A 17,077-nucleotide genomic window follows, 5' to 3' on the forward strand; every position below is an offset into this window, starting at 1 on the left:
TTCATCATTCCACTGTCATAAAAGTACTTTTATGCACCGCTTTTGTTTTAAGTTGCCTTTTTTTGATCTTCTATTGTTGTACAGATGTTAACACCCGTTCGAAGTACATCTTTTATCAAAGAGGAACGTAATAATGCTGTCTACAAGGAAAACGCTAACAACGATTGCTGCTGCCTGCGCGGCCTTTTCCGCCTCCACCTTTGCGGCGACTGAGCTGACAATTGCGACGGTGAACAACGGCCACATGATTGAAATGCAAAAGTTGAGCAAAGAGTTCGAAAAAGAAAATCCTGATATCAAACTCAACTGGGTGACGCTTGAAGAAGGCGTACTTCGCCAGCGTGTGACCACTGACATCGCGACCAAAGGCGGTCAATTTGATGTGATGACCATCGGTATGTACGAAACCCCAATTTGGGGCGAAAAAGGCTGGTTGAAGGAAGTCGAAACCGATGCTGCCTATGATGTTGATGACCTGTTACCTACAATGCGAGCTGGCCTGTCCTACGACGGCAAACTCTACGCCGTGCCATTCTATGGCGAAAGCTCCATGGTGATGTACCGCAAAGACTTAGTCGACAAAGCAGGCATGGCGGTTCCTGACCGTGCCACCTGGGGTCATATCCGTGACGTTGCTGCGGCCATTCACGATCCAGACAATGGCGTTTACGGTATCTGCCTTCGCGGTAAGCCAGGTTGGGGCGACAACGCAGCGTACATCACCACCATGGCAAACTCTTTTGGTGCGCGCTGGTTTGACGAAGACTGGAAACCACAGCTGAACTCGCCAGAGTGGAACCACGCCGTAAGCTTCTATGTTGACCTGCTGAGCACTTACGGTCCTCCGGGCTCAAGCTCAAACAGCTTCAATGAAATCCTGGCACTGTTCAACGAAGGCAAATGCGGTATGTGGATTGATGCCACCATCGCAGCGTCTTTCATCTCAGATCCTAAGCAGAGCAAAGTGGCTGACAAAGTGGCGTTTGCACAGGCACCCGTTGCTGTGACAGACCGCGGCGCAAACTGGCTGTGGGCATGGGCGCTGGCAGTTCCTGCAGCAACCAAAAATGCGGAAGAAGCGCAGAAGTTTATCACTTGGGCAACGTCTAAGGACTACATCAATCTGGTCGCGAAAGAGAACGGCTGGGCGAACGTACCGACCGGTACCCGCCAGTCAACTTACGACAACCCTAACTTCCAGGAAGCCGCAGTATTCGCTGAAGCAGAACTGGCAGCAATCAACTCAGCAGACCCAGCAAACAGCACCCTGAAACCAACCCCATACGTAGGTGTTCAGTTTGCTGCTATCCCTGAATTCCAAGCGATTGGTATCGCAGCGGGCCAACAGTTCACCTCAGCACTGGCTGGCAAGGTATCTGTTGAACAGGCACTGAAAAATGCCAACAAGTCTGCGGATCGCGAGATGCGCAAGTCTGGCTACTACAAGTAAGTACCTCATTGCCGGGCACTCATCTGCCCGGCTTTTCCTTCTCAGCTGTACTGGTAATTTCTAATGCAAAAATGGTTGCCTCGGCTGTTGGTTGCGCCTTCCTTTGTCAGCTTGCTGCTCTGGATGATCGTCCCTCTGTCCATGACGATCTATTTCTCAACCATCAGATATAACTTACTTTACCCGGGAGACAACGAATACATTGGTTCGTTGAACTTCGAATTTTTTTACACGGACGAAGCTTTCTGGCCTGCGATCATCAACACCCTGACGCTGGTCGGCATGGTGCTGGTTGTCACCGTCGTTGGCGCACTCATTATCGCCATCGCGTTAGACAAACCCTTCTTCGGTCGCGGCGTGGCACGCGTACTCTTGATTTCCCCCTTCTTCATCATGCCAACCGTGAACGCACTCATCTGGAAAAACATGATGATGCACCCGGTGTACGGCGTGCTGGCGGCACTCTGGGAAAGTGTGGGCTTACAGCCAGTTGACTGGCTTGAACAATTTCCGCTCGGCTCAATCATTGCCATGATCAGTTGGCAGTGGATGCCCTTTGCGCTGTTGATCTTTATTACTTCACTTCAATCCATGGACCACGAGCAGAAAGAAGCGGCGCTGCTGGATGGTGCAACCGGCTGGCAGGTATTCCGCTACCTCACGCTGCCCCATCTCGCGCGTCCAATCGCCGTGGTCATGATGATTGAAACCATCTTTATGCTTTCCGTCTTCGCCGAGATTTTCGTCACCACTGGCGGTGGTCCAGGTTATGAATCCACCAACCTCGCTTTCCTGATTTTCGGGCAGGCATTGATGCAATTCGACGTAGGCGTCGCGTCTGCTGGCGGTCTTATCGCCGTGATACTCGCCAATATCGTCGCATTCTTCCTGATCCGCGCGATCGGCAAGAACCTGGTGACCTAAGGGGGCGTTATGGCTAAACATGTTTCATTAATCGATCAAACAGGCTGGCTGCGTCCCATCATTTGCTGGGCATTGGCGCTGCTGGTCTTCTTCCCAATCCTGATGATGCTGATCACCGCGTTCAAAACGGAGCAGCAAGCGATTGAAGTACCACCCTCATTTATCTTCGAACCGACAATAGAGAACTTTGGTTTGGTTCAGGAGCGTAGTGACTACCTGAAATTCGCCATCAACTCCGTTATTACGGCGTTTGGCTCGACCATCCTGGCGTTGGTCATTGCCATTCCAGCGGCCTATTCGATGGCTTTCTACCCCAAAAAACACACCAAGGATATGTTGCTCTGGATGCTATCCACTAAGATGCTTCCAGCCGTTGGTGTACTTGTGCCTATCTACATCCTTTGCCAGAAGATGGGACTACTCGATACCACCTTGGCGCTGACCATTATCTACACATTGATAAACCTACCGATTGTGGTCTGGATGCTCTTCTCTTATTTCAAAGACATTCCGAGAGACATCCTTGAAGCGGTGCGACTGGATGGTGCTGACACACTGGGCGAGATTCGCTACGTGCTGTTGCCGCTTTCATTGGGTGGTATTGCCTCAACCGCGCTGCTTTCTATCGTGTTGAGCTGGAACGAAGCTTTCTGGTCAATCAACCTGACCTCGGCAAACGCAGGCACGCTCGCCACTATGATTTCTACTTACTCCAGTCCGGAGGGACTGTTCTGGGCGAAGCTTTCTGCCGCCTCTACTTTGGCCTGTGCGCCTATTGTCATTCTCGGTTGGTTCTGTCAGAAACAACTGGTTCAGGGATTAACCTTTGGGGCTGTAAAATGAGCTACTTACAAGTCAATCATCTATATAAAAAATACGGCGACACGCTGGCGCTCAAAGACATTGATTTTGAAATTCAGAAAGGCGAATTCGTCGTCTTCGTTGGGCCATCAGGCTGCGGTAAATCCACACTGTTACGCACCATCGCCGGGTTGGAAAACTCTTCTGATGGCGACATTCAACTAGACGGTCAATCGATCATCGAAACCCATCCATCCAAACGTGATGTGGCGATGGTGTTCCAGAGTTACGCGCTCTATCCGCACATGTCAGTGAAAGACAACATGTCCTTCGCGCTGAAACTGGCAAAGCGTCCGGAAACAGAAATTCAGGAGAAAGTGACCAAGGTTTCCAAAGCGCTGAAGCTTGATGCCCTTCTGGACAGAAAACCCAAAGCGCTATCTGGTGGTCAGCGCCAACGTGTGGCGATTGGTCGCGCCATCGTTCGAAACCCAAAAGTGTTTCTGTTCGATGAACCCCTTTCCAATCTGGATGCCGCGCTGCGTGTAGAAATGCGTATTGAGCTTTCACGTCTCCATCAGGAGCTTGGTGCAACCATGATTTATGTTACCCATGATCAAATCGAGGCCATGACCCTCGCTGACAAAGTGGTGATCATGAGTCAGGGTGAAGTGGCACAAATCGGCACGCCGTTGGAGCTCTACCACCAGCCAGCCAACCAGTTTGTCGCCACCTTTATCGGCACACCAAAAATGAACGTGCTGCATGTGGATACGGCGATCAATGGCCACGATTCACTGAACGTTAAATTCAACAGTGATGCCCACATTCAGCTCGATCCTTCACTGTTTGAGGAATCAGCCGTGGACGCCAAGTCCATCGGTTTCCGCCCTGAATCCCTCACCTTCTGTTCATCGGAAGAAGGCGATATGAAAGGCGATGTGGAAGTGATCGAGCAATTAGGCTCTGAAACCCTGACTTACATTCGCACCATGAGCGGCGAAACAGTGGTGGTACGTGCCGACCCGAAATACACACCAAAGCTGCGCGAAGTCATCGGCGTCAAGCTCGATCCATCCCGAGTATATCTGTTCGATGCCAACGAAAATGCCGTGAACATTTATGGAGAAGTCAGCCATGTCTGAGCATAACCGCCTAGTCCACTTTGGGATCGGTGCGTTTCATCGCGGACATCAGGCTTACTACCTGCACTTACTTAACCAACAGCTCCCAGAAGAGGAACGTTGGTACTACACCGATGTGAATCTGCGGGAAGAAACCCGTGCCATTCCAGAGGCGTTAAGTAAGCAAAATGGGCGATTTCACTTCAAACGCATCGCGCCGGATGGCAATGCTGATTTCATTGAAATTACCAGTATTGATAGGGTTGAGGATGCGTCCTCCGACCCTTCAATCATCAATACTATTTTTAACGATGATGCCGTCAAAGCCATCACGATTACGGTGACAGAAGGTGGCTATTACCTGACTGAATCCAATGACCTCAATCTCACCCACCCTGAGATAATCCATGACATTCAAGTGGTGAAGTCGGGCAATGGCAAACCGAAAACCCTGTTTGGCTATTTAACACTGGCGCTAATGGTTCGCCAGAAAATGGCCAATGGCGCGATTACCGTTGCCACTTGCGACAACCTTCGCGATAACGGAAACCGGCTTGAACATGCCTTCGCTCAGTTTGTTGAAGCCGCAGGGTTAGATGATTTAACACAATGGATTGGTGACAGCGTCACTTTTCCTTGTTCAATGGTGGACAGAATTACTCCTGTTCCACCTAAAGACTTGGCCGAGGAAATTGACCGGGTTGTCGGTAAAAAGGACCTTTGCCCTATCATGGGGGAAGACTTTGAGCAGTGGGTGATTGAATCTAAATTCGCCGCTGAATTTCCGCCACTGGAAAAAGTCGGCATCACCTTCACAGATAAAGTACATGCGTTCGAAGAAGCTAAGATCCGTATCCTAAACGGCGGACACTTCGGGCTTTCTTATGTCGGTGCCTTGCGCGGCTACAAAACCTACGACGAAAATGTACGTGACGACGAACTGAATGAACTGCTCAAGCAGTACCATCAACGCGAAGTCATCCCAACTATTTATGAACATCCTTTTGATTTGGAAAATTATCGCCAAGTCATTGTATTGCGGTTCAGTAATACGTATATCGCCGATTCGATTGAACGTATCGCGATGGACAGTATCAGTAAGTTTCCGCAGTTTATTTTGCCCACCATCAAATTAAATCTTGAGCGCGGATATGTTCCAACCGCGGCGATGACATTGGTCAGCTATTGGTACTGTTTTCTCGCTCTGTATCTCAACGGCCGATTCCAATTCAACTATAAAGATCCTTATCTCCACGTCGCCGAGAAGTGGATGCAGGAGTCCGATCCGGTCAAGGCCTTCCTTGCCGATCCCGACATCTGGCAAGGGCTGAACAAACGTTTCCCACTTTTTGGAGAACAGCTCGAAGCACAAATCAAACAAACGCTTGAAGGCTATCAGGAACGTTACCCATGACACTATCACTACAACAAAATGACGCACCATTACTTGAGGGAAAAGTGGCACTGCTAACCGGTGCCAACGGCGGCATCGGACTGGCAGTGGCATACGCCTACCTCGCCAGTGGTGCCAAGTGTGTGATTGCAGATATTCCTTCGGACCCATCGCCGGGCGTGGCGGCTCTGCAAAGCCAGTTTGGTGAAAACGTGGCATACCATCACTGCAATATCACCGACACAGAAGCTCGGCATCATTTGGTGACCTCAACGATTTCGCAGTTTGGTTCCATTGACGTTTTGTTCAACAACGCCGCGATATTCGATATGGGGCCACTGCTTGAAGCCTCAGAAGAACAGTTCGACAGACTGTTCAATGTGAATGTCAAAGGCATGTTTTTTCTAATGCAAGATGTCGCCAAAAACATGATAGACGCAGATAATGGTGGCAAAATTATCAACATGGCCTCACAAGCGGGCCGTCGAGGTGAAGCCCTTGTCGCTCACTACTGTGCGACGAAAGCGGCAGTGATAAGCTACACCCAATCCGCGGCGCTGGCGCTGGCGGAACACGGTATTACCGTCAACGGTATTTCTCCCGGCGTGGTGGATACACCCATGTGGGATCATGTCGACGCCCTGTTTGCCAAATACGAAAACCGAAAACCCGGCGAGAAGAAAAAACAGGTGGGCGAAGAAGTGCCATTAGGGCGTATGGGCGTGCCGAACGACATCGCAGGCACCGCGCTGTTCCTGGCCTCTTCCCTTTCTGATTATATCACCGCCCAGACATACAATGTCGATGGCGGCAACGTGATGAGCTAAGCCTATGGCGACGTATCTTGGTATTGATGTTGGCACCTCTGCCGTCAAAGTCATTCTGATGGGTGAAAGCGGCGAAGTGCTGGATTCACAATCAGAGTCCTATGGCTTTGATGCCCCCCACCCGCTCTGGCGCGAACAGAATCCAGAAATCTGGTGGCAAGGCACACAAACCGCCATAACCAAAATCCGCACCCGTCAATCTTATGCTTGGAGTGCTGTCGCGGCGATTGGGCTTTCCGGCCAAATGCACGGTGCAGTGTGTCTTGATGAACAGAACAAACCTGTCCGACCTGCGATTTTGTGGAATGACGGACGCGCATTCAAAGAGTGTGAACGCCTTAACCAGCAGCTTCCACACTTAGGCGAAAGTGCCGGTGTGCCCGCCATGCCGGGATTTACCGCACCGAAGCTGCTCTGGTTAAAACAGTTCGAGCCAGATGTTTTTAGCCAGATCCACACAGCTATTTTGCCGAAAGACTATGTGCGCCTGAAACTGACGGGCGAGCTTTGCACCGACGTCAGCGATGCTGCTGGCACACTGTGGCTCAACGAACAGCTCAGAAATTGGGATGAAAGCGTCCTCGCCGCCAGTGGTATCACTTTAGCCCAAATGCCAAAACTGATTGAAGGCAACGAAATCAGCGGCACACTCACGACTGAAACCGCATTGGCGTTTGGGCTCTCTGTCGACACACCTGTTTGTGGCGGTGGCGGGGATGCAGCAGCGGGAGGCGTCGGTATTGGTGCCATTAACGAAGGTGATGCGTTTGTCTCTCTGGGCACCTCAGGCCAGCTCTTCGTGGCGAAAGAGCGCTATACGGCCAACCCGAAAAAGCTGGTACATGCCTTTGCTCACGCGATTCCAGACCGCTGGTATCAAATGGCTTGTTTGCTGAATGGGGCAAGCCCTTTGGCCTGGTTTGCATCTATTTGTGGTCAGTCGGTCTCAGACCTATTGGAAGAAGCCGAGCAACACAGTACCGAAAGCAGTGCCGAAATGTTCCTGCCTTATCTCAGTGGCGAGCGCACGCCACACAACAATCCTTTTGCGACAGGTAGCTTTCAGGGCATGACTTCCACCACTGAACGCCACCATATGACGCAAGCTATTCTCGAAGGCATCGCTTACAGCTTGCGCGACTGCTTAAACGCCCTATCAGAAAAGGGGTTGCCGTTTCATGAGTTGGGCGCGATAGGTGGCGGCGCGCGCAGCCGATATTGGCTTCAAATGATTGCCGATGTGTTGGAAGTACCAATCAATCAATATATCGGCAGCGAGAGCGGGCCTGCATTAGGTGCCGCCCGCTTGGCAAAGCTCTCCATTAAAGATGGCACGCCGGAAAGTACCTGTATTCAACCCACAGTCTCACAGGTATTTGAGCCGCGAAGAGAAAAAAGCCAGTATCATTTAGAAAAGTATCAACGGTTCGCCGAGTATTATTGTCAGCTATATGGTGCGAAAAATCGACACTCAGAGGATTGAATACGCTTATGTCAGTAGCCAAAGATCCCGTTTGGGAGTTTATCCAGATAGAAGATGAGTCCGTCTGCTATCTAGAACATGGCGTGCCACATCACCGCATCCACTGGCATGTTCATGAGCAGTACGAACTGCATTTTATTGTAAAGACCAACGGTAAAGTGATGATTGGGAATCATCTAGGCCCCTTTTCGCCTGGGCACCTGACATTGGTGGGCCCGTGGCTTCCGCACAATTGGGAGAGCCAGCTAGAACCGGGGGAAACTCACACGCTGAGGGATATGGTGATTCAGTTTAAGCCCGAGCTCTTTCGTACCGCTGCTCACGCCTTTCCTGAACTGGTTCAATTTGCACCTATGCTGGAACAAGCAAAAATGGGGGTGGAGTTTTTAGGTGTACCTTTTGAAGTAGCAGAAAGCGCGTTTAAAAAGGTAAGGGAAAACTCCGGCGTCACCAGGCTTATTCATTTCCTCTCCTTTATTGATTACCTGAGTAAGAAGAACACCCGGTTGCTTTCAAACATGCCAGCCTCTGAGGTCAAAGACGCCGGCACGGTTCAAAACAGAATCAGTGAAGTCATCGACTATGTCATGAATAACTACCAACAACCCATCCGGTTGAAAACCGTGGCAGACAAGCTGGGAATGACAGAGTCCTACTTCTCACGCTTTTTTCATCAATCATCAGGACACCGCTTCACCGACTTCGTAAACCGTGTACGTATTCAGCGCGCGTGTGTGTTACTGAGCGATTCTGAAGATACGATTGCCGATATCAGCCAAATGGTGGGCTTCCACAATCTGGCGAATTTCAGCCGTCAGTTCAGGCGTATTAAAGGGTTGAGCCCACTGGCTTACCGTAAGAAACACTCTTCGCCGAGTGTCATGTAGAAGCCCCTCTCCACGTTTAAACTTAAGGGTCGAAGCTCTGGACCTGTCCAGACTTTGGCACCTGCGCTTTTTCCAGCAAGTCCCTATCTAGAAACTCTGTGAGTGCGAAGCTCGCCTCGCAGTAGCTTTGGCTTTTCTCAAAAACACCGCGGGCATAATCAATGCTCTCTTCCGCCAAACGGCGCTGTTCCGGGGAGTTTTCACTATCGCTGAATGCGATTTGCTGGGCGAGCAATTGGGCACGCAGGTTGTTGCGACAAATAGGTTCACTGACGTTCGCTTGTTGGTAGTCAAAGGTGCTTCGTTCACTGTGGACGTCAGCAACATCAACTGGCTCTTCAGAATAGGCTGTTGGTACAAGTGGTAAGAGCAAAAAAGCGGCAATTGTGCGGGAGAAAAAACGCATAAACAGCAACATCTTTTCCATTAGTCCATTAACGTATGGCGAGATTATTCCATAGATGGGGGTGATTGTTGAGGTAAGGCTCCATTTTTTGAACCGGGTTAGTGTAACGAAATGCTGTCGACATTCCTCTCAATAAGCAACCTTCTGAATTCTCGTAACAATATCTCACCAATCACGCTATAACTGCGAGTTTAGTTGTGCGTTTTATTATGCACTTTATGGTACATTTCGCCGGATAAATCAGACAGAGATGGCGTGTTGTTTGGGTGAAACCTCTGTTGGAAGCAGATAGTGAGATTTGAGTGGTTTTGGTACAGGACGCTCGGTTTTGGCCGGAGACAAGAAGCTTAAGATCTTAAAACGATGATTTATATGAAATTTATGGCGGATATATCTGAAAATTTTTGAACTAATCGGGTGTCATGGTTTTGGACTAAATGGGATTTATGGCCACTAATAAGTTGTTATGGCGCTTTAGTAATTTGGAGTTTAAATGAAAGAATTATTCAAACTATTTGACCCGAATGTTGCTGTAGCAAGTGAGATTTCAGTGGCAATTAGTGATGCCTTTAAACAAGGTCAGTTTTATAGGACGAGAGTCTTCTTCCAAACCGTAGAAACCAGATATGAAGTCATGACTCCTACTGAAAAAGAGAAGTTCAAAGTACATATCAGCAGTGAATGTGGTCAAAAAATAATTTCGGATTTTGCTATAGCGGTATCTTCAACTCCTAGCATTATCGTTAATGCTTCACTTGCTCTCTTGTATTCGCAGGATCCTGAGTTCAGTTTTTCTCAAAGCGAATTGGAGCGTTTTGTTGCCGCCGTTAGTGGTCTTACAGATCGTAAAGTTGATTTCTTATTACAAGTTCAACTCCTCAGTCCATCCCCAAAGAAGTCTTTGTATCCAGTCTACGTTGTTGATCAAGACAACTTTGATGCATTAAAAAGCTTTATAGATGTAGATGAACTCTTCATCTACATATCAGATTTCCAGTCTAGGGGACTAGTCTTGACGGACGTAGATCAGCAAAAGAATTTTGGTTTCGCTAGCAAGTTTGAGGGAGTAAAGTGGTCCACAAATTTCTGCCTGAGTGATACACAAATGCGTTATATAGCTTTGTTAAGAAAAGCTAAGGAACTTGCAGCCTAATCGCCATAACAATAAATTTAAGGAGGTTCGCAACGCTTGACACTGTTGGTTTGAATCAGCTTTAGTGTTTACGGCACAATGCTTTAGGCTGGTGGCAGTGTTGCTCACTACTTATTTTGGCGTTAGGCAAATAAGGTTCAGTGGAGAGTATTTTAATGAACATCGATGCTTTGAAATCGGAAAAAAAACACAATGAGGACACCTTAATAAAGACTCTGTCCCCTATCGGCTTATGCCTCTCTCCTGATAAGTCCGGAAATCAGCCCTAATTTTCAGTGTTTTTGCCACTTTCAGGAGGATTAGTTCAATTTGCGGATAACAAAAACATCAGGCATTGGCCTGATGTTCAAGGTGCGGGTAGAAACAGGTAATTCAACTATCGGGCAAACGTGTTCCCGATGCTCTTTGACGGTGAAGAAGTGGCAGAGCCGTTTTGACTGATGCCTCACTACCCACCATATTTCCAACTTCAATATATGATGCTGTTTTTAGCCAAAGCTTAGGCTCAATCCCAAGCCGATCCAGTAATGGCGGTAGGGTGGAATCGATTTGTCCCCGCTTATCATCACGAACTTGTCGGCCAGTCCAGTCGACTAACTCCAGATAATCCAATAGACGAAAAGGAATGCCTTCTGGCTGATCTTTGCGGGGATATCCTGCGAAAACATGCAGACCTTTGGGGGTAATTTGGTCATGTCTTAACGCTTCAATTCGAGCTTTAACCGACGTGTACTCAGAGGTTTCTGGAGCATCAGCAATTGCTGCTCGTATGGGGTTGAGGTCTACATACGCCATTGCTGCCGCAAGAGCCTTTTCATCAAGCAGTGCCTGGCTTTTAAAGCGACCTTCCCAGAAGTGTCCTGTGCATTGATCTTCTCGATTCGCTTCCGCCGCAATGTGTTGATTCAATAGCCGCATAAACCAACTGATGCTCGTCAACCGCTCTCGCCAAATTTCAATGATTTCCATGCAACGTTCTTTTTCGGCTTCTGATAAAACCTCACCACGCATAAAACGTTGAATCAAAAGAGGACCTTGATGGAACGTCAGCCAGCGTTCGATAACCTCAACCGGTGATAATGCTTTCGCGCAACCAATGTTAATATGCAAAACAACATGATAGTGATTGCTCAACATCGATGCAGAATACATTAGCTAGCTTCATCAGACGTTGTTCTATCCAACCCCGCCTGTGCTCAAAACACTTTCCCTGTTCATCGTTATAACCGCAAAGAACGGAGCGCCGGACACAACGTGAAACGCAGTGATAATAGGGAGTAGCATCGACGTTAATCAGTGAAGCACGCGCTTTGGTCATCGTGGGTCAGAAAAATATGGCTGAAGAATAGGTTTAACCTACCTCAGCAAATGTATCATTGCATATTGATTGGTTGGGAACGGGGAGGTAAGCACGGATGTATGAAACTGATAAATCGGTCTTTTTCTTAAAGTGTCTGTCCCCCTTTCCCTTTCCCCATTTTTCCATTTTTCCATTTTTCCATTTTTCCATTTTCACAGGACTGCCGTACTGGCAGCCCTTTTTCCTAGAGGTATATTCAAGCGCATCGGGTTCTGGACATATACTTACGCATTACTTTTCCGGATACCATCAATGAAGCAACAAGAAACAGGAGATAGAATAGGATTATTGACGTGGCAGGTGTAGAGAAATTCAAAGATTTACTTACTCCTATCACCAGAGGGAAAAGCCAGGACACGAAGGATACTGTGCCAACGATCAGGAATTTCTTGGATTGCTCACAGTCAAAAAGTTCTGCAAACTCCTTTCCTTTCATCTCATGAATTCCCTTCATAACCTGAGAATGAATAAGAAATCCATTAATAGTAAGCACCATAACGATGAAAGCCTTTCCAATAACCTTCTCGTTGCCCAGAAACTCTGGTGTATAGAAATAATAAAAAGCCACGAAAGATAGACCGGAGATCCAAAGCAGCGATACGCCAAGTACAACGAATTTCGACATACCTTCGATGAGCTTCAGGTTTTCCTCATTCATCAAGGACTTTCTATTTAAAATAATATAGCCATCAATAAACCAGGCACCTCCTAGTCCGAATATCAACCCAATGATATGCATAAGCGTGATTGTGGATTTAATATTTGACGCACTAAACAACTCTTCCATTTACTTACACTCCAAATATGATGTCCATTTTTCATCTTTTACTATATGTTCATATGCACTCAGATTTTCTAAACTCATAATCTTTCCCCTTTAGGAAATACTTCATTATTACCAACATGCTATAACCACATAAAAGACATATGCTTTATATGTAATAATTCGCGAAGGAAAAAATGGTGCATGCTTTACGATTCGTCAAGGAAACGAATCAAATTAAAATTATTACTGTTTCAAATACGAGAATGATGAGTGTTGATTTGCATATCGATAGCGGGAGAATCAATTTTCTGAGTAGCTACAAAGAGATATACCCAAACAAATTGAAGAGGTAGCATTCAGCAAGCTTTACTGGCGTTGTGATCGCGGCGTTCCTTTGTAGGTGTAGACATCTCCATCGAAAAGGGAAAAAGGGGCAACATAACCAAAGAGAACATATGTGCCCCCTTTGGTTACGTTGAAGGTGTTCAACTCAATCAAGACTGATTGGTTTGTCCGGTTAACTATTGGACGACCTGCTCTTCAGGGGCTTTTTTAGAAATCAAATAATACAATACAGCCCCAAGCGCAGCTCCAATAACCCAGGAAAAACCTTCCAAGCTTGCAAACGTCGGAATCCATACTGTCATCACTGAAAAGATAGCTGGCAACACAAATGCAATTAGCGCCTTACGATTCCAGCCATTATCATAGAAATACTCAGTACCTTCTTCCGCTGTAAAAAGATGCTCAACATCCAACTTACGGTTTCTTATCATGTAATAGTCAGCAATCATAATGCCGTAAAATGGTGCTAGGATAGCGCCTAGCGTATTTACAAAATTGAAAATACCAATTTGGCTGATTGTCGAAACCCAAAGACCGCCAATGACGAGTGCAAATAGTGAGGTGATGATTCCTCCAACTCGAAAATTGATTTTACTAGGCATAAGGTTGGCGAGATCGTAAGCAGGAGGAATAAAGTTAGCAACTAAGTTGATGCCGACTGTTGCCGCAAAGAATAGTAACGCAGAGATGATGGTCAGCGGCAAGGAATCAACTTTCTCAATGATTTCAGTTGGGCTGGTCAGTGCCTCTCCCCATATAGCAACAGTCCCCGCGGTCACAATCAATGCGATGAGAGAGAAAAAAGCAATATTGAGCGGCAATCCGATAAAGTTGCCTTTTTTCATTTCCTTTTGTGACTTAACAAAGCGCGAAAAGTCGCCATAGTTTATTACAACAGCGGCAAAATACGCCACCATCGTGCCAATTACTGCCATAAAAGCTGAAAAGCTACTGCCCTCGTAATTACCAATACCTGAGAAAATTGTATCCATTTCAGACATCAAGTTAGGGCCTGATTTCACCCAGATAACCACAGCAAGCACAATCATAATGGCGTAGACAAAAGGGCCTGCAAAATTAAGGAATTTGGTTATCCAATCAATACCATTCCAAAATAGCCAAATTTGGAAGAACCAAACAATGAGAAACGAGCACCAATCGATTGTGCTCAAGCCTAAGAATACAGAATCGCCGTTACCACCAACTAAGGAACCAATGAGAAGCGCAACGGCAGTGGATGCAAAATAGGTCTGAGCGCCATACCAGAAAATCGCCACTATAGCTCTTATTAGTGCCGGGAGGTTTGCCCCCCTGACCCCCATACTTGCTCTCGCCATAACAGGAAAGGGAATACCATATTTCACGCTTGGCTCACCAATTAGGTTGCACAACCAGTTTACGAATAGCCCTGCAATCAGAATAGCAGCAAACACCGTCCAACCATTCAAACCATAAGATAGAAACAACGAGGCCGCGAGGGTATAGCCAAAGAGGCTTTGCACATCATTAGCCCAAACGTTAAAAATCTCAAAAGCCCCCCAGCTCCTTTTTTCGATTGGGATCGGAGCAAGATCCTCGTTGTACAATGAGGGGTCTCTATTTTTTACCAATAAATTGTCGTCCTTCATTATTTTGTCCATCCTTCAGTATTAACTTCACCGCTTCTGCTAGTGCCGATACTCTCAAATGAGTGCAATCCTACAGAGTTGAAACCCGTGCAAAACTGCGTTCATAAATTGTATACAATCAACTTTAATAAATGTCCACATGTGATATCTTATGATTGGTCGGGTTTTTAACGTGAAGTAACATGATTGACTCGCAATCCACTGTTGAGAAGACAACGGGTGATTAACCAGTATGAGGAGAAAAATTTGAAGATTGGATACGCGAGAGTTTCATCGAAGTGGTATCAGACAGAGCTGCAGCTTGCGAAGCTGGAAAGGCAGGGCTGCGATAAAATCTGGAGAACAAATTGTGATGATAAAACCAAGTTTAAACAAGATGTTGATGACTTTATCGAGCAACTGAATAAAGGTGATACGGTCGTGGCAACCTCTCTGATTGCAATTGCGGAGTCCAAGGCTGATATTCTGAATTTGCTAAGTAGGCTCGAATCTAAAGGTGCCTATTTTCGATCATTGAAAGAGCCTTGGTGTGATACCACACCAGAGTGCAAAACGCCGTTGTTGGAAGTAATTAGAGGGGTAATAAATTTCGATCTAGAAATCTCACTTATGAAGCAGAATGATACGGTGTCACCAAAAGACCGTTCGATAACATTGGCCGTTGGCCGTCCCTCAAAACTGAGCGAAAACAAGAAATATGAAGCCATTTGTTTATTAAAAGAAGGGAAAAGCGCAGCCGCTATTGGGCGTCTCCTAGGGGTTAGCCGGAGTACTATATCTCGGCTAAAAAGAGATTTCATCCCACAAAAATCATGAATGCTTAAACAGCAATTAAGCACTTAAATGTTAGTAAGTTGACAGTAAGCAACAAAAGACACTCACTGCAAATAAAAACGTGACTTAAGAATAGGTTTAACCCATCTCAGTAAATGAATCGTTGCATATTAGATGGCTAGGTATATGGATGTATGAAATTGATGATTTGGATATTTCTAACAAAAGACAATTCAACATCAAACCACTCCACCCGTGGCGTCCAAAATACTGCCCGTTGTGTAAGATGCATCCTCTGAAAGTAAAAAGCATATTGCTCTCGCGACTTCTTCAGGTTCCCCGCCACGTTGCATAGGGATGCGCGGCGAAAGTCTCGCGACGCGGTCTGGCTCTCCGCCATCGGCATGAATATCGGTGTGAATAAAACCCGGTCTGATGCCGTTTACGCGAATACCTTCCGCGGCAACTTCTTTGGCAAGTCCAATGGTTAAGGTATCTACCGCACCTTTGCTGGCGGCGTAATCGACATATTCGCCTGGTGAGCCAGAACGCGATGCACCAGAAGAAACATTCACAATCGCTCCGCCCTTTCCGCCGCGTTCGGTGCTCATGCGTTTTACCGCTTCGCGGGCGCAAAGAAAACTGCCGGTGACGTTGGCCATCAATACCTTATTAATGCGCTCTGCAGTTAAATCCACCAGCTTGATTTGGGTGAAAAGGATACCTGCGTTATTGACCAATCTAGTTAGTGGCAGCACCTTGGTATCAATCGCGGCAAAGAGTATGGCAACGCCCTCTTCCGTCGAAATGTCTGCTTTTACTGCAAAGGCGCTGCCGCCGTTTTCTTCAATCTCTTTGACCACCTCGTCTGCGGCATCAGCGTGGGATTGATAATTCACACACACGGTATAACCCTGCTCAGCCAGCAATTTTGCAGTTGCGGCTCCAATGCCGCGGCTTGCGCCTGTCACCAGCGCGATTTCCTGTTTGTTCGTCACGGTGTATTTCTTCTCTGTGGTGGGCCTACCATATCTTAGACAGGCGGTTAGAGTGTTTCTGCGTAGCTTGGGTCAGTCAATGTTCGCAACGCACAAACCTTCGAAGATCGTGACTCTTCTAACGAGTCATCGCTATTCATTGTTCGTGCTGTATACCGATTGTTTTTCTCATGTTTTGACTTACCACGTGATAACCAGCATGTTCGTACAAGGCTTGTGCAGCCGAATTGAAACCAAAGACGTGAAGATCTACACACTTTGCTCCCAGTTCCAGAGCGGTTTCTTCAAGGCAGTACAGTGCTGATTTTGCATACCCTTTTCGCCTAAAACGTTCATTGATACCAATGCTATATACAAAGGCTGACTTCGAATGGTTTTCGCCTCTTAATTCAATCCAAAGATGTCCAACGCACTCCCCGTTTTCGTTTTCGAATATGTCGAACAAGTGATGATTTTCAGTTTCCAGGCCATCTGGCAACAGAAGGGAATGCGCTTCTTTAGACTTTTCCATTGCCTCTGATTCGCTCCAACGACCGGACTTGATGTTTGCCAATGCATAGTCAGAAATAGCGGAACTTAGATACTCGGTAAATGACCCTTCACTCATGGCTTTAAGTGATACTTGCATATCAGCATGACCTCCTTTTGAACACTGGATTAGGCGTTAAAGTTCATCAACAACGTCCTTAATCTACATTTACATCAACTTCTAACCGTCGTACAACATTTCGTTGCTTCATCTACCCCTGTTTCTTCAT

General features: G+C 47.0%; 15 protein-coding genes and 1 pseudogene. 10 read left to right on the top strand and 6 right to left on the bottom strand.

What is annotated here, in order from left to right; all coding sequences use genetic code 11:
• Nucleotides 1-133 precede the first annotated feature (133 nt).
• From VP504_RS18190 to VP504_RS18225, 8 genes are all read left to right on the top strand, one after another.
• Nucleotides 134-1,450: an ABC transporter substrate-binding protein gene (locus tag VP504_RS18190; protein WP_325894844.1), complete on the top strand. Its 1,317-nt coding sequence runs from the start codon at nt 134-136 to the stop codon at nt 1,448-1,450.
• Between the two features lie 123 nt (nt 1,451-1,573).
• Complete coding sequence (locus VP504_RS18195) at nt 1,574-2,374, top strand: carbohydrate ABC transporter permease (RefSeq protein WP_325894845.1); 801 nt, start codon at nt 1,574-1,576, stop codon at nt 2,372-2,374.
• A 9-nt stretch (nt 2,375-2,383) separates the two neighbouring features.
• On the top strand, nt 2,384-3,217 hold the full coding sequence (locus VP504_RS18200) for a carbohydrate ABC transporter permease (RefSeq protein ID WP_325894846.1): 834 nt from the start codon (nt 2,384-2,386) through the stop codon (nt 3,215-3,217).
• Nucleotides 3,214-4,320 carry an ABC transporter ATP-binding protein gene (locus tag VP504_RS18205; protein WP_325894847.1) on the top strand — a complete coding sequence of 369 codons (1,107 nt, stop codon included), beginning with the start codon at nt 3,214-3,216 and terminating at the stop codon, nt 4,318-4,320. Before VP504_RS18200 ends, VP504_RS18205 begins: the two co-directional genes overlap by 4 nt.
• Nucleotides 4,313-5,713: a mannitol dehydrogenase family protein gene (locus VP504_RS18210; protein ID WP_325894848.1), complete on the top strand. Its 1,401-nt coding sequence runs from the start codon at nt 4,313-4,315 to the stop codon at nt 5,711-5,713. Before VP504_RS18205 ends, VP504_RS18210 begins: the two co-directional genes overlap by 8 nt.
• Complete coding sequence (locus VP504_RS18215; protein ID WP_325894849.1) at nt 5,710-6,519, top strand: L-iditol 2-dehydrogenase; 810 nt, start codon at nt 5,710-5,712, stop codon at nt 6,517-6,519. Before VP504_RS18210 ends, VP504_RS18215 begins: the two co-directional genes overlap by 4 nt.
• 4 nt (nt 6,520-6,523) lie before the next feature.
• A complete protein-coding gene (xylB, locus tag VP504_RS18220; protein WP_325894850.1) occupies nt 6,524-8,002 on the top strand; it encodes a xylulokinase in 1,479 nt (492 codons plus the stop codon).
• A gap of 8 nt (nt 8,003-8,010) precedes the next feature.
• Nucleotides 8,011-8,889, top strand: coding sequence for an AraC family transcriptional regulator (locus VP504_RS18225; RefSeq protein ID WP_325894851.1), 879 nt, complete (start codon nt 8,011-8,013; stop codon nt 8,887-8,889).
• A gap of 22 nt (nt 8,890-8,911) precedes the next feature.
• Here the strand turns inward: VP504_RS18225 and VP504_RS18230 are convergent, their stop codons facing one another.
• Nucleotides 8,912-9,316, bottom strand: coding sequence for a hypothetical protein (locus VP504_RS18230; RefSeq protein ID WP_325894852.1), 405 nt, complete (start codon nt 9,314-9,316; stop codon nt 8,912-8,914).
• Nucleotides 9,317-9,788: 472 nt separating this feature from the next.
• Here VP504_RS18230 and VP504_RS18235 point away from each other — a divergent pair, with 472 nt between their 5' ends.
• The gene (locus tag VP504_RS18235) at nt 9,789-10,448 is read left to right on the top strand and encodes a hypothetical protein (RefSeq protein ID WP_325894853.1); all 660 of its coding nucleotides are present in this window, start codon (nt 9,789-9,791) and stop codon (nt 10,446-10,448) included.
• Nucleotides 10,449-10,820: 372 nt separating this feature from the next.
• Here the strand turns inward: VP504_RS18235 and VP504_RS18240 are convergent.
• The 3 genes and pseudogenes from VP504_RS18240 to VP504_RS18250 form a co-directional block, all read right to left on the bottom strand.
• Nucleotides 10,821-11,766 (bottom strand): annotated as a pseudogene (locus VP504_RS18240) (alpha-amylase family glycosyl hydrolase).
• A 238-nt stretch (nt 11,767-12,004) separates the two neighbouring features.
• Nucleotides 12,005-12,595: a hypothetical protein gene (locus VP504_RS18245; RefSeq protein ID WP_062714505.1), complete on the bottom strand. Its 591-nt coding sequence runs from the start codon at nt 12,593-12,595 to the stop codon at nt 12,005-12,007.
• 500 nt (nt 12,596-13,095) lie between these two features.
• The gene (locus tag VP504_RS18250) at nt 13,096-14,547 is read right to left on the bottom strand and encodes an NCS1 family nucleobase:cation symporter-1 (RefSeq protein WP_325894854.1); all 1,452 of its coding nucleotides are present in this window, start codon (nt 14,545-14,547) and stop codon (nt 13,096-13,098) included.
• Between the two features lie 219 nt (nt 14,548-14,766).
• Between VP504_RS18250 and VP504_RS18255 the strand changes: the two genes are divergently transcribed.
• The gene (locus tag VP504_RS18255; RefSeq protein WP_325894855.1) at nt 14,767-15,363 is read left to right on the top strand and encodes a recombinase family protein; all 597 of its coding nucleotides are present in this window, start codon (nt 14,767-14,769) and stop codon (nt 15,361-15,363) included.
• A 197-nt stretch (nt 15,364-15,560) separates the two neighbouring features.
• On the opposite strand, the gene VP504_RS18260 is transcribed toward VP504_RS18255, so the two are convergent.
• Nucleotides 15,561-16,319, bottom strand: coding sequence for an SDR family oxidoreductase (locus VP504_RS18260; RefSeq protein ID WP_325894856.1), 759 nt, complete (start codon nt 16,317-16,319; stop codon nt 15,561-15,563).
• A 136-nt stretch (nt 16,320-16,455) separates the two neighbouring features.
• The gene (locus VP504_RS18265; RefSeq protein ID WP_325894857.1) at nt 16,456-16,947 is read right to left on the bottom strand and encodes a GNAT family N-acetyltransferase; all 492 of its coding nucleotides are present in this window, start codon (nt 16,945-16,947) and stop codon (nt 16,456-16,458) included.
• Nucleotides 16,948-17,077 lie beyond the last annotated feature (130 nt).

Origin of the sequence: Grimontia sp. NTOU-MAR1 (genome assembly GCF_035758505.1) — a bacterium.
GTDB classification, from domain to species: Bacteria; Pseudomonadota; Gammaproteobacteria; order Enterobacterales; family Vibrionaceae; genus Enterovibrio; species Enterovibrio marinus.